Annotated in this window: 24 protein-coding genes; 23 read left to right on the top strand and 1 reads right to left on the bottom strand. The window is 55.4% G+C overall.

Features of this window, described 5'->3' with window-relative positions; translation table 11 throughout:
• Positions 1-5 precede the first annotated feature (5 nt).
• The 10 genes from ACLEIV_RS11110 to ACLEIV_RS11065 all read left to right on the top strand — a co-directional run bounded on the left by ACLEIV_RS11110 (position 6) and on the right by ACLEIV_RS11065 (position 11,724).
• The gene (locus tag ACLEIV_RS11110) at positions 6-488 is read left to right on the top strand and encodes a GNAT family N-acetyltransferase (protein WP_410456712.1); all 483 of its coding nucleotides are present in this window, start codon (positions 6-8) and stop codon (positions 486-488) included.
• 86 nt (positions 489-574) lie between these two features.
• The gene (gene purU / locus ACLEIV_RS11105; RefSeq protein WP_410456711.1) at positions 575-1,444 is read left to right on the top strand and encodes a formyltetrahydrofolate deformylase; all 870 of its coding nucleotides are present in this window, start codon (positions 575-577) and stop codon (positions 1,442-1,444) included.
• 40 nt (positions 1,445-1,484) lie between these two features.
• On the top strand, positions 1,485-3,428 hold the full coding sequence (locus ACLEIV_RS11100) for a bifunctional metallophosphatase/5'-nucleotidase (protein ID WP_410456710.1): 1,944 nt from the start codon (positions 1,485-1,487) through the stop codon (positions 3,426-3,428).
• 363 nt (positions 3,429-3,791) lie between these two features.
• Positions 3,792-4,331 carry a putative pterin-binding protein gene (locus tag ACLEIV_RS11095; protein WP_410456709.1) on the top strand — a complete coding sequence of 180 codons (540 nt, stop codon included), beginning with the start codon at positions 3,792-3,794 and terminating at the stop codon, positions 4,329-4,331.
• 2 nt (positions 4,332-4,333) lie between these two features.
• The gene (locus tag ACLEIV_RS11090) at positions 4,334-6,232 is read left to right on the top strand and encodes a putative bifunctional diguanylate cyclase/phosphodiesterase (protein WP_410456708.1); all 1,899 of its coding nucleotides are present in this window, start codon (positions 4,334-4,336) and stop codon (positions 6,230-6,232) included.
• Between the two features lie 164 nt (positions 6,233-6,396).
• Positions 6,397-6,699 carry an FCD domain-containing protein gene (locus ACLEIV_RS11085; RefSeq protein WP_410456707.1) on the top strand — a complete coding sequence of 101 codons (303 nt, stop codon included), beginning with the start codon at positions 6,397-6,399 and terminating at the stop codon, positions 6,697-6,699.
• The gene (gene prpB, locus ACLEIV_RS11080) at positions 6,696-7,607 is read left to right on the top strand and encodes a methylisocitrate lyase (protein WP_410456706.1); all 912 of its coding nucleotides are present in this window, start codon (positions 6,696-6,698) and stop codon (positions 7,605-7,607) included. Before ACLEIV_RS11085 ends, prpB begins: the two co-directional genes overlap by 4 nt.
• Positions 7,600-8,712 (top strand): bifunctional 2-methylcitrate synthase/citrate synthase, encoded by a 1,113-nt coding sequence (gene prpC, locus ACLEIV_RS11075; RefSeq protein ID WP_410456705.1) that lies wholly within the window; start codon positions 7,600-7,602, stop codon positions 8,710-8,712. The genes prpB and prpC overlap by 8 nt, the downstream gene beginning before the upstream one ends.
• A gap of 160 nt (positions 8,713-8,872) precedes the next feature.
• Positions 8,873-10,324: a bifunctional 2-methylcitrate dehydratase/aconitate hydratase gene (locus ACLEIV_RS11070; RefSeq protein ID WP_410456704.1), complete on the top strand. Its 1,452-nt coding sequence runs from the start codon at positions 8,873-8,875 to the stop codon at positions 10,322-10,324.
• A gap of 107 nt (positions 10,325-10,431) precedes the next feature.
• Complete coding sequence (locus tag ACLEIV_RS11065; RefSeq protein WP_410456703.1) at positions 10,432-11,724, top strand: NCS2 family permease; 1,293 nt, start codon at positions 10,432-10,434, stop codon at positions 11,722-11,724.
• Between the two features lie 57 nt (positions 11,725-11,781).
• Here the strand turns inward: ACLEIV_RS11065 and asnS are convergent, their stop codons facing one another.
• Positions 11,782-13,182, bottom strand: coding sequence for an asparagine--tRNA ligase (asnS, locus tag ACLEIV_RS11060; protein ID WP_410456702.1), 1,401 nt, complete (start codon positions 13,180-13,182; stop codon positions 11,782-11,784).
• A gap of 117 nt (positions 13,183-13,299) precedes the next feature.
• On the opposite strand from asnS, the gene ACLEIV_RS11055 reads away from it, so the two are divergent.
• From ACLEIV_RS11055 to ACLEIV_RS10995, 13 genes are all read left to right on the top strand, one after another.
• The gene (locus ACLEIV_RS11055; RefSeq protein ID WP_410456701.1) at positions 13,300-13,644 is read left to right on the top strand and encodes a hypothetical protein; all 345 of its coding nucleotides are present in this window, start codon (positions 13,300-13,302) and stop codon (positions 13,642-13,644) included.
• A gap of 51 nt (positions 13,645-13,695) precedes the next feature.
• Complete coding sequence (locus ACLEIV_RS11050; protein WP_410456700.1) at positions 13,696-15,012, top strand: L,D-transpeptidase family protein; 1,317 nt, start codon at positions 13,696-13,698, stop codon at positions 15,010-15,012.
• A 103-nt stretch (positions 15,013-15,115) separates the two neighbouring features.
• Positions 15,116-15,316: a Flp family type IVb pilin gene (locus ACLEIV_RS11045; protein ID WP_410456699.1), complete on the top strand. Its 201-nt coding sequence runs from the start codon at positions 15,116-15,118 to the stop codon at positions 15,314-15,316.
• 443 nt (positions 15,317-15,759) lie between these two features.
• Positions 15,760-15,969 carry a Flp family type IVb pilin gene (locus tag ACLEIV_RS11040; RefSeq protein WP_410456698.1) on the top strand — a complete coding sequence of 70 codons (210 nt, stop codon included), beginning with the start codon at positions 15,760-15,762 and terminating at the stop codon, positions 15,967-15,969.
• 58 nt (positions 15,970-16,027) lie between these two features.
• Positions 16,028-16,546, top strand: coding sequence for a prepilin peptidase (locus tag ACLEIV_RS11035; protein ID WP_410456697.1), 519 nt, complete (start codon positions 16,028-16,030; stop codon positions 16,544-16,546).
• A gap of 61 nt (positions 16,547-16,607) precedes the next feature.
• The gene (locus tag ACLEIV_RS11030; protein WP_410456696.1) at positions 16,608-17,858 is read left to right on the top strand and encodes an AAA family ATPase; all 1,251 of its coding nucleotides are present in this window, start codon (positions 16,608-16,610) and stop codon (positions 17,856-17,858) included.
• 127 nt (positions 17,859-17,985) lie between these two features.
• On the top strand, positions 17,986-18,786 hold the full coding sequence (gene cpaB / locus ACLEIV_RS11025) for a Flp pilus assembly protein CpaB (protein ID WP_410456695.1): 801 nt from the start codon (positions 17,986-17,988) through the stop codon (positions 18,784-18,786).
• 35 nt (positions 18,787-18,821) lie between these two features.
• Complete coding sequence (locus ACLEIV_RS11020; RefSeq protein ID WP_410456694.1) at positions 18,822-20,231, top strand: type II and III secretion system protein family protein; 1,410 nt, start codon at positions 18,822-18,824, stop codon at positions 20,229-20,231.
• A gap of 66 nt (positions 20,232-20,297) precedes the next feature.
• A complete protein-coding gene (locus ACLEIV_RS11015; RefSeq protein ID WP_410456693.1) occupies positions 20,298-20,567 on the top strand; it encodes an addiction module component in 270 nt (89 codons plus the stop codon).
• A 30-nt stretch (positions 20,568-20,597) separates the two neighbouring features.
• Positions 20,598-22,004: a pilus assembly protein TadG-related protein gene (locus ACLEIV_RS11010; protein WP_410456692.1), complete on the top strand. Its 1,407-nt coding sequence runs from the start codon at positions 20,598-20,600 to the stop codon at positions 22,002-22,004.
• Positions 22,001-22,477: a TadE/TadG family type IV pilus assembly protein gene (locus tag ACLEIV_RS11005; protein ID WP_410456691.1), complete on the top strand. Its 477-nt coding sequence runs from the start codon at positions 22,001-22,003 to the stop codon at positions 22,475-22,477. The genes ACLEIV_RS11010 and ACLEIV_RS11005 overlap by 4 nt, the downstream gene beginning before the upstream one ends.
• Positions 22,477-22,962, top strand: coding sequence for a TadE/TadG family type IV pilus assembly protein (locus ACLEIV_RS11000; RefSeq protein ID WP_410456690.1), 486 nt, complete (start codon positions 22,477-22,479; stop codon positions 22,960-22,962). Before ACLEIV_RS11005 ends, ACLEIV_RS11000 begins: the two co-directional genes overlap by 1 nt.
• A gap of 13 nt (positions 22,963-22,975) precedes the next feature.
• A complete protein-coding gene (locus ACLEIV_RS10995; protein WP_410456689.1) occupies positions 22,976-24,190 on the top strand; it encodes a CpaE/TadZ family protein in 1,215 nt (404 codons plus the stop codon).
• Positions 24,191-24,223 lie beyond the last annotated feature (33 nt).

Raw genomic sequence — 24,223 nt, 5'->3', positions numbered from 1 at the left:
CCGTTATGTATCTGATCAGAGATGTTAAAGAAACCGACCTCAGCAGCCTGGAGTTGATCTATCACGATGCGGTGATGGAGCAGGGGCGGCGAGGCTACAGTGATGCCCAGGTGTCGTTATGGGCGTCATTCCCCTATTTGTATCCCACCGACTTCAGAACTCTGATACAGACCGGTTATACCCGGGTCATGGCATGCAACCAGATACCGGTGGCTTTTGCGACCCTGTACCCCGATAACCATCTGGCGTTGTTGTACGTGCTGGCCGGCCATACAGGGCGCGGCCTGGCCGGACGGCTGTGTGACGACATAGAACAAGAGTCCGGTCGTCGTGGCGTGGACTGTTTGCGCACCGATGCCAGCCTGTTGTCTCGCCCCGTGTTTGAACAGCGCGGATACCGGCTGATAGAGGAAGAGCAGGTAGAAAAGGCGGGCCAGCAATTTACCCGCTTTGTCATGGAAAAATCATTGTCCTCACTGAGCATCTGAATACTGGCGTCGGCCAGGCGTTTATCGCAGAATAGTGGTCCCCTGCCGAGGGGAGACTTCATTTATTCCGGGGTAGGAGATCGCCAGTGGCCAAGCCAAAAGACACCTATTATCTGACCGCCAACTGCCCGGGTGGCCTGGGCACAGTCGACGTGGTGACGCGCTACCTGTGCGAGCAGGGCTGCTATGTGGTGGAAATGCAGACCTTCGACGATGTGCTGAGCGGGCATTTCTTCATTCGCGTGGAATTTCGCCCTCCCCGGGCGGCCCCTTTTGACGAAGCGGGGTTTCGGCTCGGCCTGCAGCCCAGAGCCGCACAATTCGGGATGCAATGGGAGCTGGCCGCCGCCGAAGTGCGGCCCAATGTGGTGGTCATGGTCTCCCGGCTCGATCATTGCCTGAACGACCTGCTCTATCGTTATCGCACCGGTCAACTGGCCATCGAAATCCCGGCCATCATTTCCAATCATCCGGATCTTCAGCGGCTGGCCGACTGGCATCATATTCCCTTTTATCATCTGCCGGTGAACGATGACAACCGGGCCGAGCAGGAAGAGCAGGTGCTTGGGGTCATCAATGAATGCGAAGCCGATTTGGTGGTGCTGGCGCGTTATATGCAAATGCTGAGCCCCGAGCTGTGCGCCGCCCTGACCGGCAAGGCCATCAATATTCATCATTCTTTGCTGCCCGGTTTCAGGGGCGACAAGCCCTATCACCAGGCTTACCACAAAGGCGTCAAGCTGGTCGGGGCCACGGCGCACTACATCAATAACGATCTGGATGAAGGCCCCATTATTACCCAGGGGGTGGAAGTGGTGGATCACAGCCATTATCCGGAGCAGTTAACCGCCAAGGGCAGGGATATCGAGTGCATTACCCTGGCTCGTGCGGTGCAATATCATATCGAGCGTCGGGTTTTCCTGCATAACGGCAAGACGGTGGTTTTTACCAACTGAGCCGGGCATACATCCAATATCTATCGGAGCTTATTCACAGATGAACAAAACCCTATTGGCGAGCTTGCTGGCGCTGGCGCTGGCAGGCTGTGCCAGTCAGGAGCCGGAACAGCCTTTTACCCTGACCCTGGCCCATATCAATGACACCCATTCGCATTTTGATCCGACCGACGCACGAGTGACGCTGGGTAATCAGGCGGTGTTTACCCGGCTGGGCGGTCACCCCCGTCTGCTGAGTCATGTCAATGCCCTGCGCCAGCAGGCATCCCGGGACGATCAGCCATTGCTGTTTGTACACGGCGGAGACGCCTGGCAGGGGACCGGCTATTTCAAACTCAACCGGGGCGCGATGAACGCCGATGTGCTGAGCCGAATGCAACTGGATGCCATGGCGCTGGGGAATCATGAATTTGATCTCGATAACGGTCGTCTGTCTGCCTTTATTCAGAGCGTCAACTTTCCGGTGCTGGCCGCCAACCTGGATGCCAGTCAGGATCCGGATCTGAACGGCCTGGACAACCTCAAACCCTATATTCTCTATGCCTTTGACGGTAATAAAAAGAAACGGGTCGACAGCGTCGAGGACGCAGGCAAGCGTCCTGTGGTGGCGGTGATGGGGCTGGTGCTGGAAGACATGGCCAACATTAGCCCTAATGTCGGCAAGCTGCGTTTCGAGCGGGAAGTCAACAGCGCTCAGAACACCGCCAAGGCTCTGCGCGATCAGGGTGTTAAATACATAGTAGCGGTGACCCACCTGGGGCTGGAGCGAGATCAGCGTCTGGCCCAGCAGGTCAATGGCATCGATGTGATCGTCGGCGGCCATTCTCACAGCCTGCTCGGTGACTTCAGCAATCTTGGCCAGGGTGACGGCGGGCCCTATGCCCGTCGATTCAATAATCCGGACGGGCTCGGCACCACCTGCGTGGTGCAGGCCGGCCAGTTTGCCCAGGCAATGGGGCAGGTGAATGTGACCTTTACCCCCGATGGGCGGGTCAGCCGCTGTGAAGGGGGTAACACCCTGTTGTCTGATAACGCCTTCTACCGAGATATTCGCCGGGGGGATAACCATAAGTTGAACGAGGCGCAACAGCAGCGAGTGGCCGCCGCCATCGAGGCCGAGCCTAATATCAGCATGGTGGCGGAAGACCCGGCGCTGAGGGCCCATATCGATGAACAGTATCGTCCGGCGCTGGCCAAAGCCTACGGTGACATTATCGGTCATGTGCCTTTGCCGTTAAAGCATGTGCGGCTGCCGGTCGATGGCAAGGGATCTCAGATCGCGTCTCTGGTGGCGGCCAGCCAGCTGTACTGGGCCAATACCCCTGAGGTACAGGCGGTGACCGGCCGTCGCGCCGATTTTTCACTGGTGGCCGCCGGCTCGGTGCGCAACAGCCTGGAGCCGGGCGCGCTCAAAGAAGGAAATGTCGGCCTGGAGCTGTTGCCCTTCGCCAACCCTATGAGTCTGGTGTCACTCACCGGGCGTCAGGTGACGGGATTACTGCTGGAAACCATTAACGCCTCTTTGCCGTCGGCCGCTCATACCGGCAGGTTCCCCTATGGAGCCGGGCTGCGTTATAGCTTTAACGAAACCAGCCGGGGGAGGGGTTATCTCAGCCGCATCGAATATCTGGATAACGGCCAGTGGCAGCGAATTGAACCGGATGCCCGTTATCAGGTAGTACTGAATAGTTACCATGCGTCCGGCAACGATGGTTGGCATACGCTGTTTGATTCACAGCAGACGTTTACCGACCGGCTGGATCTGGCGTTTGTTAATGGCAACCTGAGCGTGTTTCCCGTGGCTCGGCTGAGCAAAAACGGGCAGGGCGTCATCGAGGTGCATTACATCAAGCAGTCGTTGAACTGCAAAACGGCAAGAGTTGCCTGCGACACCGACGCCCGGGCTTTTATCGATTATGTACGAGAGCGCCGGCCGGTACTGACGGCGTTGCCCGAGCCGGGCGTGACGCTTAACCGTTTGTAATTCAGGAGGTGGGCCGGGTACCGGCCCTCGACAGGATGATAAAGCCGGCCAGAAACAGGCCCGTCCGGGGCAGTTTTCTGGCCGGCGAAGCCCTGTCTGATGTAGTGCGTGTGCATCAGTCGCATGGTTTGTTCATCATTGCCCACATGATAAAATCTCCGTCGAAAATCCAGATGATATCAAACACATTCACTGGCTGCATGGTGAGCGCATTATCGATGGCGGGTCTGGCTCGACATCGATTTTTAATCCTGTCAGACTCAAGGTCATTGCATTGTAATTGAAAATCGTTATCAAAAAACGCCATTAATAAAGATCTGCTATGTTTACATACCCTATTGAGTCTTTTTTGGGAGTTGGATTATGAAGCCAGCCATGCCTGAAGTACGAGGCCGTCGCTCATTGTCGATATTCGTCTTTGGACTGCTACTGTCAGCATGGAGCTCGCTGCTCTTCGCCGCCGCTCCCCTATCTGCGCCACAAGGGCGGGTCATGCTGACCGTGACCGGCAAGATTGCCGTGACCAATGCCGACGGCAAGGCCGAGTTTGATATGGAGATGCTGTCGGCATTGCCGCAGCATGAATTCAGCACAGAGACTCCCTGGACGGAAGGACGTCACCACTTCCGCGGTGTGCTGTTGAGCGATCTGCTGCGGAGAGTGGGTGCAGAGGGAGCAGAGGTAAGGGCGGTAGCGCTTAACGAGTACCATTATGATATTGAAAGGGAACTGGTGGCTGAGGCGCCCTTGTTGCTGACGACGCACCTGGATGGCCAGCCGATGAAAATTAGGCATAAGGGACCGATCTGGCTGATGTTACCTTTGTCGGATCATCCCCGTTTCAGTACCAAACGTTATCATGAACTGCTGATCTGGCAGTTAAATACTCTGGATGTGTACTAACGGTGAATACCTTCAAGCTGATCGGTCTCACCGTCATTACCCTGTTATTCGGCGCCAGCTCGCTGTACAGCTATAACCGGGATTTGGAGGTGGTGCGTTTTGTCTCGGCCACCATCAAGACCGTCGGCTGGGCCAGCTCCGAACTGGAAACGGAAGTGCTCAAGTTTGATCATGCGCTGACGTCACTGGCGGCCCACACGGCAGATGAAAAATATGTCCGACTGCGCTTCGAGCTATTGTGGGGCCGAATTGAGACTTTGTTGCAGGGGGAAGAAAACCGTCCGGTGCGTGAGCAGCCGGGGGTGCTGCCGATACTGGAAAATTTTGTCCAGCAGTTGCAGGCCTGGGAAGAGCGGATTTATACGCTTCGCGCAGATGATCGGGCCGGTATACTGGCGTTGCGACAGGAATTGGCACACTTCCGACAGCAGACGCGAGAAATCAATGTCGACAATTTTTCCGGTGACAATGTCTGGCGACAGCTCGATGTTACCCAGAACCTTCGTTTGCACTCCAGTTTGTATCTGGGCGGCCTGCTGCTGAGTGGCGGCATCATGCTGCTGCTGCTGGTGCGGGAAAACCGCCGTAATCGTCATATGGCCTATCACGACACGCTCACCAGCCTGCCCAACCGGATGTTTTTCTATCAGCTGATGAGCCAGGAGCTGAAGCGTGGTCAACGGGACAGGCGGGGTCTTGCCGTTCATATGGTCGATTTGAACAGCTTCAAGTCCATCAACGATAGCCTGGGCCACGAAGTGGGAGACAGTCTGCTGCGGGAGATTTCCAGTCGTTTGCGTAACACCATAGGCACACAAGGCCAGGTGGCCCGGTTGGGCGGGGATGAATTCGTGGTCATTCAGCGATTGGAGTCACCGGAAGACGCCGGGCAGATGGCGGAGTTGTTATCACAGTCGCTGTCGCGCGACGTGCGGCTGCCGGACGGCTGTCTGTCGCCCCAGGCTTGCATCGGCACCAGCCTTTATCCTGATCACGGTACCACGACTCCCGAATTGTTGAGCCATGCGGATACCGCCATGTATTACGCCAAACATAGCCGCAAGAACATGGTGCAGATGTTTGAGTCGGGCATGGACGAGCGACGACTGCGCCGGCAGAAGCTGGCGGTGTCTTTGCAGGCGGCGATTGAACAGGATCAGCTCGTGCTGCATTACCAACCGATATTTCGGCTCGACAGCGGTGGCATCGAGTCGGTGGAAGCGCTGTTGCGCTGGCATTCGGAAGAGCATGGTACCGTCAGTCCGCTCGAGCTGATTGCGGTGGCCGAACAACATGGACTGGCGCACCGGCTCAATGAATGGGTGCTGTTGCAGGCCTGTCGGCAGCTGAATCGCTGGCACCAGGATGGTTTCGGCTGGTTGAAGGTGAACGTCAATATCAGCCCCAATATCTTTATGGACGGAGAGCTGGCCATTACCGTCCGCCAGGTATTGCATGATACCGGTCTCGATGCCTCGACCCTGGTGCTGGAAATTACCGAAGATACCAGCATGTGGGATACGATGGGCTCTATTGATACCCTTCAGGAGCTGCGTGAGCTGGGCATAGAGATAGCACTGGACGATTTTGGTACCGGTTATTCCTCATTCAGCCATTTGCGACAGCTGCCGCTCAACAAGCTTAAAATCGACAAGTCCTTTGTGGCCGACTTGTCGACGGATCCAAGGGCGGTCAGCCTGGTTAAAACCATTATCTCGCTGGCCGAGAGTCTGGACATGTCGGTCACCGCCGAAGGCATAGAGTTACCCGAACAGCAGGCACAGCTGCAATTGCTGGGCTGTCAGCTCGGGCAGGGCTATCTGCTGGCCAGGCCCATGCCGGTCGAGGACATGAGTGACTTGCTGTCACAAAATCACCATTATCGTTTCCGCACGGCGTAACCACCACGCCCTGTTCGAGTCTGTTCATACCATGCACCTGTTTTTCATCATGCAAATGGGGCCGGGTTCAGGATCGACTTTTCACTATTTGTCGACACATCTCATTTTATTAAGCGGATCAGCTGCTACTTTTAGCTTGTGTGCCAATAAAGTGTCGACAAATCATGGCGGTATCGAGTGAACATTATCACTGTCTGCTGTTCCAGACCGGCCATAATCAGATGCTGGCCGGCCAGTTATGCGATAAGCCTTACCCATTACTGCGCAGCTATCGTCATCGTCCCCTTGCCCGTCTCTCTACTCCCGGACTTGCTCTGCTCGAACACCGCCAGATCCTGAATGCCATGCCCTTGGGGGATGGTGAACAGGTCGCTCTGCTGATGTATCGCCATGTTACTCACCGCCGTCGTCGGCTGGCCCGACTCTATGCCCAACAGCATGCGCAACAACAGGAGAAACAGCCATGAAGCCCAGTCTGTTCGAGGCGCTGCAAGGGACGCAGCCGCTGACCATTGTCGGCGCCATCAATGCCTACAGCGCCATGCAGGCCAGTCAGGCCGGACACAAGGCGCTCTATCTGTCTGGTGCCGGGGTGGCTAATGCCTCCTTCGGGTTGCCGGATCTGGGCATCACCAGCCTGAACGATGTGCTGGAAGATGCCCGACGAATCACCGGCGTCTGTGATGTGCCGCTGCTGGTAGACGTGGATACCGGCTTTGGTGGCGCCTTTAATATTGCCCGCACCGTGCGGGAAATGGAGCGGGCCGGAGTGGCGGCCATCCATATCGAGGATCAGGTAGCCCAGAAACGCTGCGGCCACAGACCCAACAAAGCCATTGTTTCACTCCACGAGATGGTAGACAGGGTCAGGGCGGCGGTGGATGCCCGCACCGATAGCCGGTTTGCCATCATGGCCCGTACCGATGCTCTGGCGGTAGAAGGCATGAACGGCGCCGTTGAGCGGGCTCTTGCCGGTGTGGAAGCGGGTGCCGATATGATTTTTCCCGAGGCGATGGAGAGCCTGGAGCAATACCGCCGCTTCTGTGACGCCGTAAAGGTGCCGGTGCTGGCCAACATCACCGAATTCGGCAAGACGCCCTTGTTCGAACAGTCCGAGCTGGCCGAGGCGGGTGTGTCCATGGTGCTGTATCCGCTGTCGGCCTTTCGGGCCATGAGCCGGGCGGCAGAGACTGTTTATCGCCAGATCCTGAGTCAGGGCCATCAGCGCAGTCTGCTTGAGCAGATGCAGAGCCGGGAGCAGCTTTATCAGACCCTCGGCTATCATGATTACGAGGCCAAACTGGATGCCCTGTTCGAGCCTCCCGTTCCTGCCAGACGCTCAGTTAAAAAACAGCAAGGAGACAAGCATGACTAACGCCGAAGGATTGCGCGGCCAGACCGCCGGCCAGACCGCCCTCTGCACCGTGGGCAAGACTGGATCCGGACTGACCTATCGCGGCTTTGACATTACCGACCTGGCCGCCCATGCCCAGTTTGAAGAGGTGGCTTTCTTGTTGCTCAAGGGCTATCTGCCGAACCAGGGAGAGCTGGGCGCCTTCAAGACCCGGCTGAAAGCCAATCGTGGTCTGCCGGCGGCGTTGCGCATCGTGCTCGAACTGATACCGGCGTCGGCCCATCCGATGGACGTATTACGTACCGGATGCTCCCTGCTTGGTAACCTGGAAACCGAGCATAAATTCGGCGAACAGCAGGAGGCTGCCGAACGTCTGCTGGCGTTGCTGCCCTCTATCATCTGCTACTGGTATCGTTACGCCCACGATGGCGTGCGCATCGACACGGGCCTGGATGATCACAGCCTGGGGGGCCATTTTCTGCACATGCTGCGCGGCGAAGCCCCGCCCGAGCTGGATGTGAAGGTAATGAACTGTTCGCTGGTGCTCTATGCAGAGCACGAATTCAACGCTTCCACTTTTGCGGGGCGAGTCTGTGCCTCCACCCTGACCGACCTGCATTCGGCGGTGACCGCCGCCATTGGCACCCTTCGCGGCCCGCTGCACGGCGGCGCCAACGAGGCGGCGATGGCGATGATAGAGCAATGGAGCGGGCCGGATGAGGCCGAGGCCGCGCTGTTGGAGATGCTCAAGCGCAAGGAAAAGGTCATGGGCTTCGGTCATGCGGTCTATACGGTGAAGGATCCGCGCAACGCCCTGGTCAAGCCCTGGGCCAAAAAGCTGAGCGAAGCGGCGGGCGATCGGGTGTTGTATCCGATATCCGAGCGGGTAGAGGAAGTAATGTGGCGCGAGAAAAAACTGTTCGCCAACGCCGATTTCTATCACGCCAGTGCCTACCACTTCATGGGGATTCCGACCAGGCTGTTTACACCGATTTTCGTGCTTAGCCGGGTTACCGGCTGGACCGCACACATCATGGAGCAGCGCGCCCATAATCGCATCATACGGCCTAACGCCGATTACGTGGGCCCGGCCCCTCAGGAGTGGATACCGATAGAGAAACGGTGAGCCGGCAGCCAGTCTCTTGGATACCGCTCAGCTAGCGGAATAAAGAGGCAACAGGATTGATTCTCCCGACGGCGCGGCAGAGCTGGCCCTTTGGCCGATTCTGTAGCGTTGAAAAATAGCCGAATCATCCGGTAACACCGCTGATTTGAAGGAACACATCATGAGTACCAATGTTGATCTGAACCAGAGACCCGAGCCCGATCAGTTACTTGTCACCATAGCCGACTATGTGGCCAATACCGAGATCATCTCGGATGAGGCCTATCACACCGCCCGCCATTGTCTGGCCGATACCCTGGGCTGTGGCCTGCTGGCGCTGCGCTTTCCCGAATGTACCAAGCATCTGGGGTCCATGGTTCCCGGCACCATAGTACAGCATGGTGCCCGGGTGCCCGGCACCTCTCACGAGCTGGATCCGGTGACCGCCGCCTTCAACATTGGCTGCATGATCCGTTGGTTGGACTTCAACGATACCTGGCTGGCGGCCGAATGGGGCCATCCGTCCGATAACCTGGGGGGGATTCTCGCCACCGCCGATTACCTGAGCCGGGTGGCGGTGGCTGAGGGCAGGTCGCCGCTCACCATGCGCGATGTGCTGACCGCTATGATCAAGGCCCACGAAATTCAGGGCGTGCTGGCGCTGGAGAACAGCTTCAACCGGGTAGGGCTGGATCACGTATTGCTGGTGCGGGTGGCGTCTACCGCCGTTATTACCCGCATGCTGGGTGGCAGCCGCGAGCAGATTATCGACAGCCTGTCTCAGGCCTGGGCCGATGGTTGCGCCCTGCGTACCTACCGCCATGCGCCTAACGCCGGCTCGCGCAAGTCCTGGGCGGCGGGGGATGCCACCGCCCGCGCCGTGAGACTGGCGATGATCACCATGAAGGGCGAGATGGGACTGCCGTCGGTACTAACGACGCCCAAATGGGGTTTTTATGATGTACAGTTCAAGGGCAAGAGCTTCCGGGTTAATCAGCCCTTTGGCAGCCATGTGATGGAAAACGTGCTGTTCAAACTCAGCTTTCCCGCCGAATTTCATGCCCAGACCGCGGTGGAATGCGCCGTGCAGTTACACCCGCAGGTGAAGGACAGACTCGAAGACATAGACCGCATCCAAATTTATACCCACGAGTCTGCCATTCGCATCATCTCCAAGGTCGGGGCACTGGCCAACCCGGCGGACCGGGATCACTGCCTGCAGTACATGGTGGCGGTGCCGCTGCTTTATGGCTGCCTGATGGCCGAACACTACGAAGACGATTTTCACCGGGCCTCTCCTCGTATCGATACCCTGCGCGACAAGATGGAAATAGTGGAAGAGCCGCGCTATAGCGTCGAATACCTGGAGGCCGACAAGCGTTCCATCGCCAACGCCATCCAGGTGTTCTTCAAGGATGGGAGCAGCACCGAGAAAGTGGCAGTGGAATACCCCATCGGCCATCGCCGCCGCCGGGTCGAGGCGATACCGGTGCTGGAGCAGAAATTCATGCGTAACCTGCAGACCCGTTTTCCACCGGCGCGATGCCGGCACATTCTGGCATTGTGCCTCGATCAGCAGCGGCTTGAAGCCACACCGGTCAACGAGTTCATGGAATTGTTCGTGATCAACTAAAGGAGTTGAGGGGGAGTGGACGGTCGGCAGTTGGGGCCTGGAGATTGCCAATGGTGTCTTTTGAGTCGATAATTTCAGGCACTTTTATTAATACGGTAGATCCCCCTATGCTAGACAAGTATTTTCATCTTAAAGAGCTGGGCACCGATGCGCGCCAGGAAGTGGTGGCGGGTATTACCACCTTCCTGACCATGGCTTATATCATCTTCGTCAACCCGGCCATTCTGTCCGAGGCGGGCATGGATTATGGTGCCGTATTCGTGGCGACCTGTCTGGCGGCGGCCATCGGCTGCTTTATCATGGGGCTGGTAGCCAACTATCCCATCGCCCTTGCTCCGGGCATGGGCCTGAACGCCTTTTTCACCTATACGGTGGTGCTGACCGAAGGCTACAGCTGGCAGAGCGCCCTGGGCGCGGTATTCTTCTCCGGCTGTATCTTCGTGTTGCTGAGCCTGTTCAAGGTACGCGAGTGGATCATCAACTCCATTCCCGGCCCGCTGAAAATCGGCATCGCCGCCGGTATTGGTCTGTTTTTGGCGCTGATTGGCCTAAAAAATGCCGGTATCATCGTCGATAATCCGGCAACTCTGGTGAGTTTGGGGGATGTCACCAGCCTGCAGGTGGGGCTGGCGATGCTGGGCTTTTTTCTGATCATCGGCATGGCGGCCCGTGGCATGAGCGGCGCCGTGATGATCGGTATTCTGATCATTACCGGCCTGGGGGTGGCCTTCGGCGATATTCAGTATCAGGGCATCGTCTCGGCTCCGCCGTCCGTCATGCCGACCTTCATGCAGCTGGATATTGCCGGCGCCTTCAATATCGGCATGCTGTCGGTGATTTTCGCCTTTTTGTTCGTCGACTTGTTCGATACCTCCGGCACCCTGATTGCCGTGGCCCAGCGCGCCAGGCTGCTGGATGACAAGGGTCGACTGCCGCGACTGGGCCGCGCCCTGCTGGCCGACAGCACGGCCTCCATCGCCGGCTCTGTGCTTGGCACCTCGACCACGACCTCCTATGTGGAGAGTACCGCCGGGGTATCGGTGGGTGGACGCAGTGGCCTGACCGCCGTAGTCACCGGCCTGATGTTCATTGCCGCGTTGCTGTTCTCGCCGCTGGCGGGCATGGTGCCGGCTTACGCGACCGCCGGCGCCCTGGTGTATGTGGCGGTGCTGATGCTGGGCCAGCTCAGCCACCTGCACTGGGATGACATCACCGAAGCGGTTCCTGCCGTGGTGGTACTGGTGATGATGCCGTTTACCTTCTCTATCGCCAACGGCATCGCCTTCGGTTTTATCAGTTTTGTGGCGGTCAAATTGCTGGCCGGTCGTGTCGCGGAAGTCAGTCCCGTGGTCTGGGCACTGGCGGCGCTGTTTGCACTGAAGTTTGCCTTCGGGCTGTGATAAAAAAGCCCCGCGGTGCGGGGCTTTTTTTGTTGCGCGTATTTTGACCTCTGAAAATCAGAAGTCGGCGTTGCGCGGGGTACGGGGGAAGGGAATGACGTCCCGTACGTTACCCATGCCGGTGACATAGGCCACCAGTCGCTCGAAGCCCAGACCAAAACCGGAGTGGGGCACTGTGCCGTAACGGCGAAGGTCCCGATACCAGCCGTAGTCTGCCGGGTTCAGACCCATCTCTTTCATGCGGCTATCCAGCACTTCCAGCACTTCTTCACGCTGAGATCCGCCAATGATCTCGCCGATGCCCGGGGCCAGTACATCCATGGCTGCCACCGTTTTGCCGTCCGGGTTCAGCTTCATGTAGAAGGACTTGATGTCCTTGGGATAGTTCTTCACCACTACCGGCGCCTTGAAGTGTTCTTCGGCCAGATAGCGCTCGTGCTCGGAAGACAGGTCAACACCCCATGCAACCGGGAATTCGAACGTCTTGCCGCAGTTTTGCAGTATTTCGACCGCATCGGTGTAATCCACCTGGGCGAAGTCCTGCTCCACAAAGCTTTTCAGCCGGGTAATGGCGTCTTTATCGACTCGCTGGGCGAAGAAGTTCATGTCATCCATGCGCTCGGTCAGTACGGCGTTAAACACATACTTCAGCATGTCTTCCGCCAGGCCGGCGATGTCGTTCAGATCGGCAAAAGCCAGCTCCGGCTCCACCATCCAGAACTCGGCCAGGTGACGGCTGGTGTTGGAATTTTCGGCGCGGAAGGTTGGGCCGAAGGTATAAATCTTGCTCATGGCACAGGCGTAGGCTTCGCCGTTCAGCTGGCCGGAAACGGTCAGAAAGGTTTCCTTGCCGAAGAAATCTTCGCTGAAGTCGATATCACCCTTGTCGGTACGGGGCAGGTTCTGCAGATCCAGAGTTGATACCCGGAACATCTCGCCGGCACCTTCACAGTCGGAGGCGGTAATGAGAGGAGTGGCTACCCAGGCATAACCGCTCTCGTGAAAGAAGCGGTGAATGGCCTGCGCCAGACAGTTACGCACCCGGGTGACGGCACCCATCATGTTGGTGCGCGGGCGCAGATGCGCGTATTCACGCAGATACTCGATGGAGTGGCGCTTGGCGGCCATCGGATAGGTATCGGGATCATCGACCCAGCCGATGACCTTGACGTCGGTGGCCTGCAGTTCAAAGTCCTGCCCCTGACCCTGAGAGGCGGCGACGGTGCCGGTGACTTCCACCGAGCAGCCGGTGGTCAGACGCACCACTTCAGACTGATAATTCGCCACGTTATTGGGTACCACGGCCTGCACCGGATTGAAGCAGCTGCCATCGTGTACTGCCAAAAACGAGATACCCGCCTTGGAGTCACGGCGAGTACGAATCCACCCTTTAACAGTCAGGGTGGTGCCAACAGGATATTTGCCCGCCAGCACATCAGTAACGGATGCGTGGGTCATGTGAAATCGCTCTCCAGCTTTAACTAAATCGGCGTCAGGCCGATAGACTATAGATAAGGAAGCTAATGTTACCTCTGTAGTCTCAGGACTCAAGCAAAAGATGAACCGGAGGCAGCCATGGTACAACAAGGCATCGATTGGCTGGGAAAGCTGCTGGTGACCATGACCCTGGGCGGCTGGGGCCTTTATGTACTGCTGTTGCTGGTGTTTCACTATGGCCGCCCGGAGCAGCAGTTTGGGTATCTGCGTTATCAGGATATTGCCGTGAGAACCGAATGGTTGATGCCGCACAGTGTTTGGTTTCATATGGGTACATTTGGTGTCCTGGGGCTGGCGGTGACCGCCTTTACCCTGGTGCACCTCAGGGGAGGGCGCCATCAGCAGTTCCTCAAAATCTACCTGCTGCTGCTGGTTGCCGCGGCCCTGTTCACCCTGCTGCTGTTTTATTTTAATCCGCAATAATTGTTTTTTTGTCCATACTTAAAGCCGTAACAGTCCCAGGGAGGGGTACTGATGTTGCGTGTAATGATGCTGCTACTGGTGCTGATATCGCCGTTACAGGCCGCCGAACGGATATGGTGGCACAACGAAGACAATGCACTGAATGAAGCCGGTCGGCAACTGGCCGACTTGCTGCTGCCCGAGCCGGACGAGATGGCGGGGTTGTCGCTGGCTGAGCGGGACGCCTGGTTCAGCCGGGAATGGCGTAAGGTACTGGCAGCCCGGGCCCGCTTTGCCCAGTATCCTCTTGTCCCCGAACACGATGAAGCCGGTTTCGATCAGGCCTTAGATCGCGGTGAGCTGAGTGCCTATCTGCGTCGTCAGCAGCCGGACTACCCCGGCTACCGCCAGCTCAAACAGCATTATCATGCCTTGAGCGAAGCCGTCAGCATGACGACCTTGCCCCCCGGTGGCGAGGTGCGACCCGGTGAACGGGACAGGGCCATCCCCGCCCTGCGCCAACGGTTGACCGAGCTGGGTTATAGCCTGGCGCCGCCTCGTGGCCGGGCCGATGCGCTCGATCGCGGCTTGAGTGACATTCTCAAGGGGCTGCAACAGGCTAATGGACTGGTACCGAACGGCCGGCTTACCGCCGATATTCGTGTCATGCTGAATCGCTCGTCCGCCGAGTTGCGCCAAGAGCTGCGCCATAACCTGCGCCGCTGGCTCTTGTTGCCGCCCACAGCACCTGCGCAGTTTGTGCTGGTCAATATTCCCGCCTACCGACTGACCCTGATCCAGCAGTACCGGCCGACCCTGAGCATGAAGGTGATTGTCGGGCGCCCCGACTGGCCCACGCCCGAGCTGGGCACTCATATCAAGGCGCTTAAGGTCAACCCGGACTGGACCCCTACCGCCAACATCATCCGGGAAGATCTGCTGCCGGCCCAGCGTCGTGATAGTGGTTACCTGAGTCGCAATGGCTTCGGTGTCTGGCTGCCGGGTGGCGCGGAGCGGCAGGATCCGGGTACCATCGACTGGCAGCAACCGCCCGCCGGCTTCCGCCTGGTGCAAGCCCCCGGCCCCGACAACGCCCTGGGGCGCTTCAAGTTCGAAATGAACAACCCCTTCAATATTTATCTGCACGACACCCCGGACAAACGGTTGTTCGGCGAGGCGAAAAGGGCCCTGAGTCACGGCTGTGTGCGCCTGGCCGAGCCGGGCCAATTGGTGCAACACCTGGGCTGGTCGCTGCCGGAATATCAACAGACCCGCATACTGCCCGCCCGCTCGCCGACGCCGCTGTTTATGGTGTATTTCACCGCCTGGGTGGAGCAGGGTCGCCTGGTATTTGCCGAAGATATCTATAGAAAAAACGAGACAATATAAGCCCATTTGAGACCTTGGTGGTTGGCTGTATTTTGACCACTATTTAATGAAAACAATTTAATGGGAATCAGATAACAGGGATGCGATAACAGGAGAAGAGGCGATGTTATTCAATGGAATGTTATGCAATGAACTGAAACGATTCTGGCACGATGAACAGGGCCTGACCACCGTGGAATATGCGGTCGCGGGTGCTCTGGTCGCCGCTTCACTGGTGGGGGCTTTTTTATCTTTGGGCGACGGGGTTGGGGCAAGCATCAATGCCATGTGTAAGGTAGTGAAAAATGACGGCACCGACTGTTGATTATGTGTTGGTTATAAGTTAGTTACACCCATTCCCCCTCATAAAAACACGGGAATAAAAACGGCCGGCATCGATGCCGGCCGTTTTATTCCCGTGTTTTTATTTAATGACATAAATTCGAATGAATCCGGCCTATTTCCCCCCTAATCTGTCGAAAAATTGCTGATATAAAAAGGAAATTTCACTTTGAATAAACCCGGTTGTTTGTTTATAACTAAAGGTGTAATAAGAAAGTGGTGCCGGGGTAGCCCGGAGAATAATAACTATACAAGGTGATAATATAAACGGAGAAACAGGGAGGTAGCCGGATATATGAGTATAAAACAGCATTGTGAGCTGTATGGTTAGAGTCCGGCCCGTCGTAAAGGTTGGGAATTAAAAAGTTAAAATGTGAACCGGAAATCTCCGATTTAAAATATTCAAGATGGAACGAGGATATTATTATGTTGATTTTAAAAGAACTGAATCGCCTGCTGAATGATGAAGAAGGTCTGACTACGGTGGAATATGCGGTGGCGGGAGCTTTGGTGGCTGCTGGAGTTGTTACTGCATTTACAAATTTAGGTACTAACGTACAGGGATCGATCAACGAACTTTGTGATGCAGTTGGTAAAGGTGTTAGTGGTGGCGCTGCTACCTGCGCTAAAGAATGATGAAAATTTATAGGGCAGCATCGCTGCCCTAACCAGAATTTTAAAACATGGTGACGCTATGGAACAGCTACCATTGTTATCTTTATTGCTGGCCGCCTCCTGGCTGGATTTAACTACCCACAAGATTCCCAACTGGTTGACCCTGCCCTTTATTCTGCTGGCGTTGACTTATCATGCTCTTCTAGGGGAAGGCTTGGCTTTCGGCCTGACCGGCCTGGTTTATGCCTTTATCCTGCTGTTTCCGCTGTTTTTCTTCCGGCTGCTGGCCGGCGGTGATGTCAAGCTGGCATTGGGTATCGGCACCTTTCTCGGTTGGAGTCTGTTTCTCGAATCCCTGCTCTACGGCCTGATGATAGGCCTGCCGCTGGTACTGATATTCGCCTTTCACAAGGTGGGCTGGGGTGGCTTCAAACAGAGCTTTATGCGCTATGGTTATATTCTGGGTAGTAAAAAGTATCTGGCGCCGGTGGAGGGGGAGCTGGCCGGGCTCAAGGTGCCCTATGGTCCGGCACTGGCACTGGGCGCTACCCTGGCGGTGGTGCTCAACAAATACCAGATATTTACCCTGGTATCCTGAACATGACTGGATAGTAAAGAACACCCGACTGGCTGATGCTCAGAAAAAGGAGGTAACACGGATGTACCTGCCCAAACCGAAAACCCTGGCCGACACCGGCCTGTCGAAAGAGCTGCTGCTGCGGCTGACCCTGCGCCATGTGCAGGAGGAAGGCACACTATCGCTGCCGGCCCTGAGCGAGCGACTTTGCCTGCGTGGCAGCGTGGTAGAGCCCTTGCTGCAGGAGCTGAAAACCCTGCAATTGGTGGAGGTACGCGCCTCGGGTCGCTCCGGCGATATCATTCGCCATGCCCTGACCACCAAGGGACAATACGAGGCCCAGGAGCTGAGCGCGCGCGACGGTTATCTGGGCCCGGCGCCGATACCGCTGGAGGCATACAATAAACTGGTGCTGAGTCAGGCACTGGGCGAGCGCTGCATTCGTCGCGATCGGTTGGAGCTGGCGCTCGGCGACATGGTGATAAGCCAGGAGCTGGTCAATACCCTGGGGCCGGCGCTGAACTCCCGTCGCCCCTTGTTGATCTACGGTCATGCGGGTACCGGCAAAAGCTTTCTGTGTCACCGTTTCAACAAGATTTTCGACGACGAAATGATTTACGTGCCCCATGCCATCGCGGTGCAGAACACCATAATACCCATATTCGATCCGCTCTATCACTGGCGGGCCGAAGGCTATGTGCACGACCAGGACGAAGACATGGACACTCGTTATCTTCCCTGCAAGCGGCCGCTGGTTATGGTGGGGGGCGAGCTGAAGCTGGATACCCTGGAGGTGCACTTCGACCGGCAGTCCCGCCAATACAGCGCCCCCTTGCAGATGAAGGCCAACAACGGGGTGTTTTTGATTGATGACTTGGGGCGGCAGGGCTTTGCCGCCGACGAACTGTTCAACCGCTGGATAGTGCCGATGGAAGAGCGGCGTGATTTTCTGTCACTGCCCAATGGCCTGCACTTCGATATTCCCTTCGAACAGATACTGGTGTTTTCCACCAACCTGGATCCACAAGCCATCGCCGACGAGGCTTTTTTGCGTCGCCTGGGTTATAAAATCGAATTAGGTGCCATGTCACAAGCGTTATATAAAAAGATATGGCTGATGAACCTGGAAAAATATCAACTGATAGCCAATGAATCACTGTTCGATTATATGGTTGACGTGTTGCATGGAAATAGCGGTAAACCGCTGATTGCCTGTTACCCCCGCGATATTCTCGGTATTGCCCGGGATATAATGCATTTCAACGGTCAGGCCGGTGAACCGCTTGACCAGATTATTTTGAAAAGAGCCTGGAACATGTATTGCGTGCACTGACTATACTTTTTCTGTTCATCACAACCTTGTTAACAACAGCGGGTTAATGGCCGAGTGTTAATGGGTCAAGGGTTGTAGTAAATCTGATGATAATAAATCTGGTCGTAGTAAACCTAAGGATGGGGTTATGAAAACAAGAACCGTGATGCTTTTATTTTTGTCGGTGATATTCGGTCTCGGCGCCGCCTGGATGGCCAATAACTGGCTTGAACAGCAAAGCGCCGCCAGCGCCCGTCCGGCCGAGCAGGCGGGCAGCGAGCTGGTTCAGGTAGTGGTGGCGTCGGTGGATCTGGCTCCCGGCGTGCAGCTCGATCCCATTCATGTCCAGTTCAAACAGATAGACGCCCGTCTGGTTCCCCCCGGTGCCATTAATACTCTGGAAGAAACCCAGGGTATGGTGACCAAGAACAACCTTTATAAAGGAGACGTATTGCGCAAGGAACGGCTCACGCCCATAGGGCAGGGCAGCACCCTCTCTGTGCTGTTGGAGCCGGGCATGCGGGCGGTAACGGTAAGGGTGAACGACGTCATCGGGGTGGCGGGCTTTCTGTTACCCGGTAACCGGGTGGACATACTGTTTACCGAGGGTGACATGACCCGCACCGTGCTGAAAAATCTCAAGGTACTGGCGGTGGACCAGACCCAGCATACGGATGAAAACCGTCCCAAGCTGGTGCGTGCCGTTACCCTGGAGGTGGATCCCGAACAGGCCGAAAAACTGGTCAACGCCAGTTCCAACGGTCGTATTCAGCTGGCTCTGCGTAATCCCAACGACGAGCGGGATCTGAACGACAGAGTGGCTGCTATTCAGGCGGACTCTAAAGAGGCTGCTTCGCCGGTGACGGCGCAGCCCAGAACCCAACCTCGCCAGTCGTCGGTTGATCTGATCAAGGGCACCAGTCAGCAGCAGGTTCCGGTAAAAAGCTGAATACCAACAAAAACAAGGTTCACATGGAGGTGACTATGAAAACACTGCTTAACGCTACGTTAGGAGCACTGCTGCTGCTGTCGCCCGGCCTGCTATGGGCCGGGGGCAGTCTGCAGCAGGCAGGGAATGAAGTGCAGTTACCCATTCACAAATCTCGCTCTCTGATGCTGGACAGACCCGCCAGCCGGGTATCGGTGGGCAACCCCGCCATTGCCGATGTACTGGTGTTGCAAGACCGTGAGCTGTACCTGGTGGGCAAGTCACTCGGCCATACCAACCTGATGGTGTGGGACATGAACGATGGTCTGATGCAGGTGTACGACATCGAGGTCAGCCACGATCTGCAGGGGCTGAAAGAACGGCTCTATCGTTTCTTGCCCAACGAGCCGATTCAGGTGCATACCTCCCAGGGGCAGTTGGTGATGAGCGGCGAGGTGTCGGATCTGAACCGATTGAATGCCGCCTATGAACTGGGTCGGGGCTATGTGGTGGCCGCCGAAGGGGGGGTAGCCCGATCCGAGGTGATGAACATGATGAGCGTGGGCGGAGGCCAGCAGGTGATGCTGGAGGTGACCGTGGCCGAAGTGGCACGAGATACGTCGCGTAGCTGGGAGTCGGCTTTTGAGCTGCTCGAAAGCTCCGGAAACTGGGGCTTTTCGTTGTTGCGTGACAGCGTGGGCCAACTAGCCGGCTTTGGTACCAATACAGCAATTGGAACTTTTGCCAGTGCCGACACCGTGTTTAACGTGGCGCTGGATCTGGCCAAGACCCGTGGCCTGGCCCGGGTGCTTGCCGAGCCGCGTATTACCGCCATCAGTGGCCAGTCGGCCGAGTTCCTCTCCGGTGGCGAATTTCCGGTGCCGGTACCCACCGAAGACGGCGTGGCGGTGGAGTTCAAGGAGTTTGGCGTGGGCCTCAAGTTCACCCCAGTGGTGCTGAACAGCGGCAAGATCAACCTCAATCTCAACGTGTCGGTCAGCGAGCCGGTGGTGGCCAACCAGGCCAATATCCCTCTGTTCGGAGATATTACTGCGCTCAGCAAGCGCAGTGCCGGTACCACGGTCGAGCTGGGTGATGGTCAGACCATCAGTATTGCCGGCCTGCTCAGTGAAAATACCCGCGAGTCGGTCAGCCAGCTGCCTTTTGTCGGCGATATTCCCGTTCTGGGTAATCTCTTCAGTAGTCGTAGCTTCGCCAAGGGTGAGTCCGAACTGGTGATCATGGTGACCCCCCGCCTGGTACGCCCCTTCGACAAACAGCAGGTCACGCTGCCTACCGACGGTTTCATCGAACCTAACGATATGGAATTTTATCTGCTGGGCAGAATGTCGTTGCGTGACCGGGAAGGCGAGCAGGCACCGATGGTACAGTCGCAGGGCAATACCGGCATGAGCCAGACGGTGGCCGAAGGTGGCATGGAGCAGACCTATGGCCAGTCGCTTTAGTAGAAGATATGGCCGGTATGATCAGCATGAACGGCAAAAAAGTCGATATTGACAAGGAGACGAGCGATGAAACGGATACTACTGATAATGCTGGCTACCGGGGCTGTTACCGGCTGTGCAAGCGAACGATATTATGACTTTGCCATGGGGGACGATTTTCAGGAGCTGGACGAGCTGCAGATTATGGACCCGGATGCCGGTATGCGTAACGACGGCAAAATTGCCGCCCTTACCCTGAATGGCGAATACGGTGTATCGCTGTACGACAAGTATGTGAAAGGGGCAGAAGCCCCCAGCGAGGGCAAAACCCAGGTCACCCTCAACTTCGGCGAGTAATTTTCGGCGATAACAAGCAGGAGAAACAGCATGAAATCGTTATCGCACCGCAAGCAACAGAAAGGCGCCGTGCTCGTCCTGGTGACGATAGCGCTCTTTACGCTGCTCGGCTTTACCGCCCTGGCCCTGGATGGGGGCTATTTACTACTGAACAAGACTCGGGTGCAGGATGCGGTGGATTCGGCGGCACTGAGTGGTGCCAAGACACTAAATCTGACTGATAAAGCTGAAAGTACTCACGACAAGGCCCGGGATGCGGTGGAAGACACATTAAGAGCTATTCTTACCGGCCCGGGCTTTAAACAGGTAAATGTCGATCTGGATAACCTAGCATCAGTATTGGATGTGGAGTTTTCCATCGACCCAGTGCCTTTCAGCCCGACAACGGACTCTTCTGCCAAAGCAATACGGGTTAGTCTTAATACGGTGCCCGTAGATCAGTTTTTGTCACAGCTATTTGTGGATACCTGGCAGGTAAGAGCTTCTGCAGTAGCGGCAGCCGCAGCCGATAAAACAAAAGATCAAATCATACCGCTGTTGATGTGCGCTGAAGATACGAGTGAAAGTGAGATTGATTCGGGAAATTTTGGTTTTACTACAGCCAAGCGGGATGGATCTGGCGATACCGGGGATATTATCGTAATAAAAAGAGCGGCTCAGGGAGCTAACCCCATTGGGCCCGGTAATTTTTTGGGGCTTAATTTCAAATGCTATGCCAATGATCCTGATACAAGCTGTACCTCCGATCCAAACGGAGGTGGTGGTAGCCTTTATAAAGATGCACTTTCAGGTAAATTGTTTGAAAATTCTTTAGTCGGTGTAGGTGATACGATCACTACTCTTCCTGGTAATAAGGTGGGGCCATCTGAGAGTGGGATAAATACTCGGTTTAATATATTTGATGGCGATATGAAGAAATATAAGCCAACGCAAATGCCGGGTGAAAATGCAGGGTCTGCATATTATCCGGATTGCAAGTTACCAAGCCACTTGGTAGATGGTGACAATAAAACGAATGGTGTTGTTTTTGATAAGGATGATTTTTCCTCTATAGATGAAGACGATTCTGGTAGTCTGATTCTGTCCCCAGATATTGGAGCCAATTATGATAGTCTTGAAAAATACAAAGACTATGTCAATAATTCAAAAAATAATGGGGATGCTTGTGATGATGAAAGAAGAATAGTCAGTGTGCCGGTTGCCGACTGCAATAACGCTCTCAATAAAACTCCTTGCACGGGGCAATGTGATTACGAAGTGCTTGGTGTTAGCTGTTTTTTTCTGAATCAGCAGGTTACCTCTCATAATGGTGCTAAAGGTAAAACACAATATGTAGTGGCAGAAAAAATAGAATGTGGTCCAAATAATAGTGGTTTCTACGGCGGGGGCTCTGAGAAAATAGTACTGTATGATGATACCGATAGTGGAGACTCATGATGAAGAGCATCAGAAGACCCTCTTCCCAGCAAGGTATTGCCATTGTAGAAGCAACGATAGTACTACCTCTTGTGTTATTGTTAATGCTTTCTATTGGCGAGTTTGGCCGAATGATTTATCAGTATCATATTATGACCAAGGCGGTAAGAGCAGGTACTCATCACCTTGGTCCGGAAAATTGGCATAATGATGATTTAGAACGACCCATGATGGAGGATAAAATAAAAAAGCTTATCATCTACGGTAATGACACTTCCGGCACTAATGCTATTCTTCCTGGTTTTAATACATCAAATATATCAATAAGCTATAAGAAAATTCCTGCAGGAAGCTCCTATGTTTACATACTGATAGATGCGAATTACGATTGGCAGCCGGTCTTTGGTGATAAATTTAACACTTTTTTTGGTAATGAAATTGATCTGTCTTTCCCTCTGAAAACCAGTATTACTTCAAGGATGATGACTAACTGATGAGCATTACATCTGAAAAGATAATAATAAAGCAGAGAGGAACGACTACGGTAGAGTTCTCTATTGTATCCGGAGTTGTTTTTCTTGTGCTGTTTGCTGTTATGGAGCTTGGGCGGTTGATATATAACTGGTCCATGCTGAGTGAGTCGTCTCGTCAGGCAGCCAGAATGGCGGCTGTCTGTATGCCGGATGAACGACAGACCGTAGCTAACGATATTGCAGCAAGGTTGGATATCGCTATGGGTAGTTTCAACGGGACTAACATAAATATCAGATACCTGACGGACGGTATGGTAGCGGTCAGCAACCCTCAAAGCAATCTGAACGATATACGCTATGTTCAGGCCAGTATTGATAATTATACCTTTCAGCCTGTTTTGCCTCTGCCGACAAACCTGGCTATTCAGTCACCGGATTTTACCACTACCTTGAGAGCCGAAAGTTTGGGACGGACGACAAGTGGTGACATTCCCTGTTTTCCCTGATGTGGAGTGATTTATGACAGACGCCAAAATTGTAGAGCTGGAAAGCGCCTTATCACCTCACACGCCGCTGGCCTGTCCGTTGCAAATCAGCGTGATGGATCCGGACGGTCGTTTATGGCCAGAGTTGCAGAGTCAGCTCCAGTCCAGCCAGCTGCAGCTGCGGCGATTATCCGAGCAGGATGCGGCGCCCAAGGCGGGGCGTCAGCTATTGCTGCTGGTGGATAATTCCATGATCTCCATCGTGTTTGATGAACTGGAGCGCAGGCAAATGGCGACGCCGCCATTAATAGTGGTGGGCGATCCGGGCAATACGGCGCTGATGCGCCGAGCCATGCGGCTGGGGGCGGTCGACTTCTTGCCCTTCGACTATCAGCCGGCGGAGCTGTGGTCGGCCTTGGTCCGGGTGGCCGACAAACAGGCGGCCAGTGCCTCGCTGGCGCCGGTGACCGTGGTGGTAAACGGCAAGCCCGGCTCCGGTGCCAGCTTTATTTGTGCCAATCTGGGTTACGCGCTTGGCCGGCACCATGACGACGACAAGACACTGCTGGTAGATGCCAACCTGCATTATGGCTCGCTGGCGGATTATCTGAATGTGCACGACAAGCAGGGCAGTCTGGCCGGCGGCATGGAAAGAGCCACGGAAATGGATGCCATGGCGCTGGCGGGCATGGTCAGCCCGGCGCGGGAGCGACTGGATGTGTTGCCCTCTTTGCCGGCCTCGTTCAACGACCATTATCAGCCTACGGCAAAACACTGTGCTCAGTTGATGTACCTGCTGCGCAGCCAGTATCAACAGGTGGTGGTGGACTTGTCCCGCGGGCCCGAAAACTGGAACCTGCCCATGCTGGAATGCGCCGACCATGTGCTGGTGGTAATGCAGCAGTCGTTGTCCGCCCTGCGCGAGACCCTGTATCTGCTGAAGCGGCTCCGACACGAGCTGGGCATACCGAAAACCCGGATTATTTTACTGATAAACCGTTACGACAAGAGAAAGGACCTATCTTTAAAGAAAATAGAACAGACCACGGAAGTCACTCATATTCTTACTCTGCTCAATGATTTTACCATGGCGGAAAATTGTACCGATCTGGGCAAGCTGGTGGTGGAAATAGAAAAAAAACACAAACTGGTCAGAGTGTTTGACGACATCGCCGATGAAATTACGCCGCAGGATGAAGAACAAGCCACCAGGCCCGGATTGCTTAAAAGGTGGTTTGGCCGGCACTGAATAACTGACTCGGTCGGTACTGAATAGCTGATT

The sequence above is a fragment of the Oceanisphaera submarina genome, from assembly GCF_046521305.1.
Lineage (GTDB): Bacteria > Pseudomonadota > Gammaproteobacteria > Enterobacterales > Aeromonadaceae > Oceanimonas > Oceanimonas submarina.
This window is presented reverse-complemented; position numbering and strand designations above follow the sequence as displayed.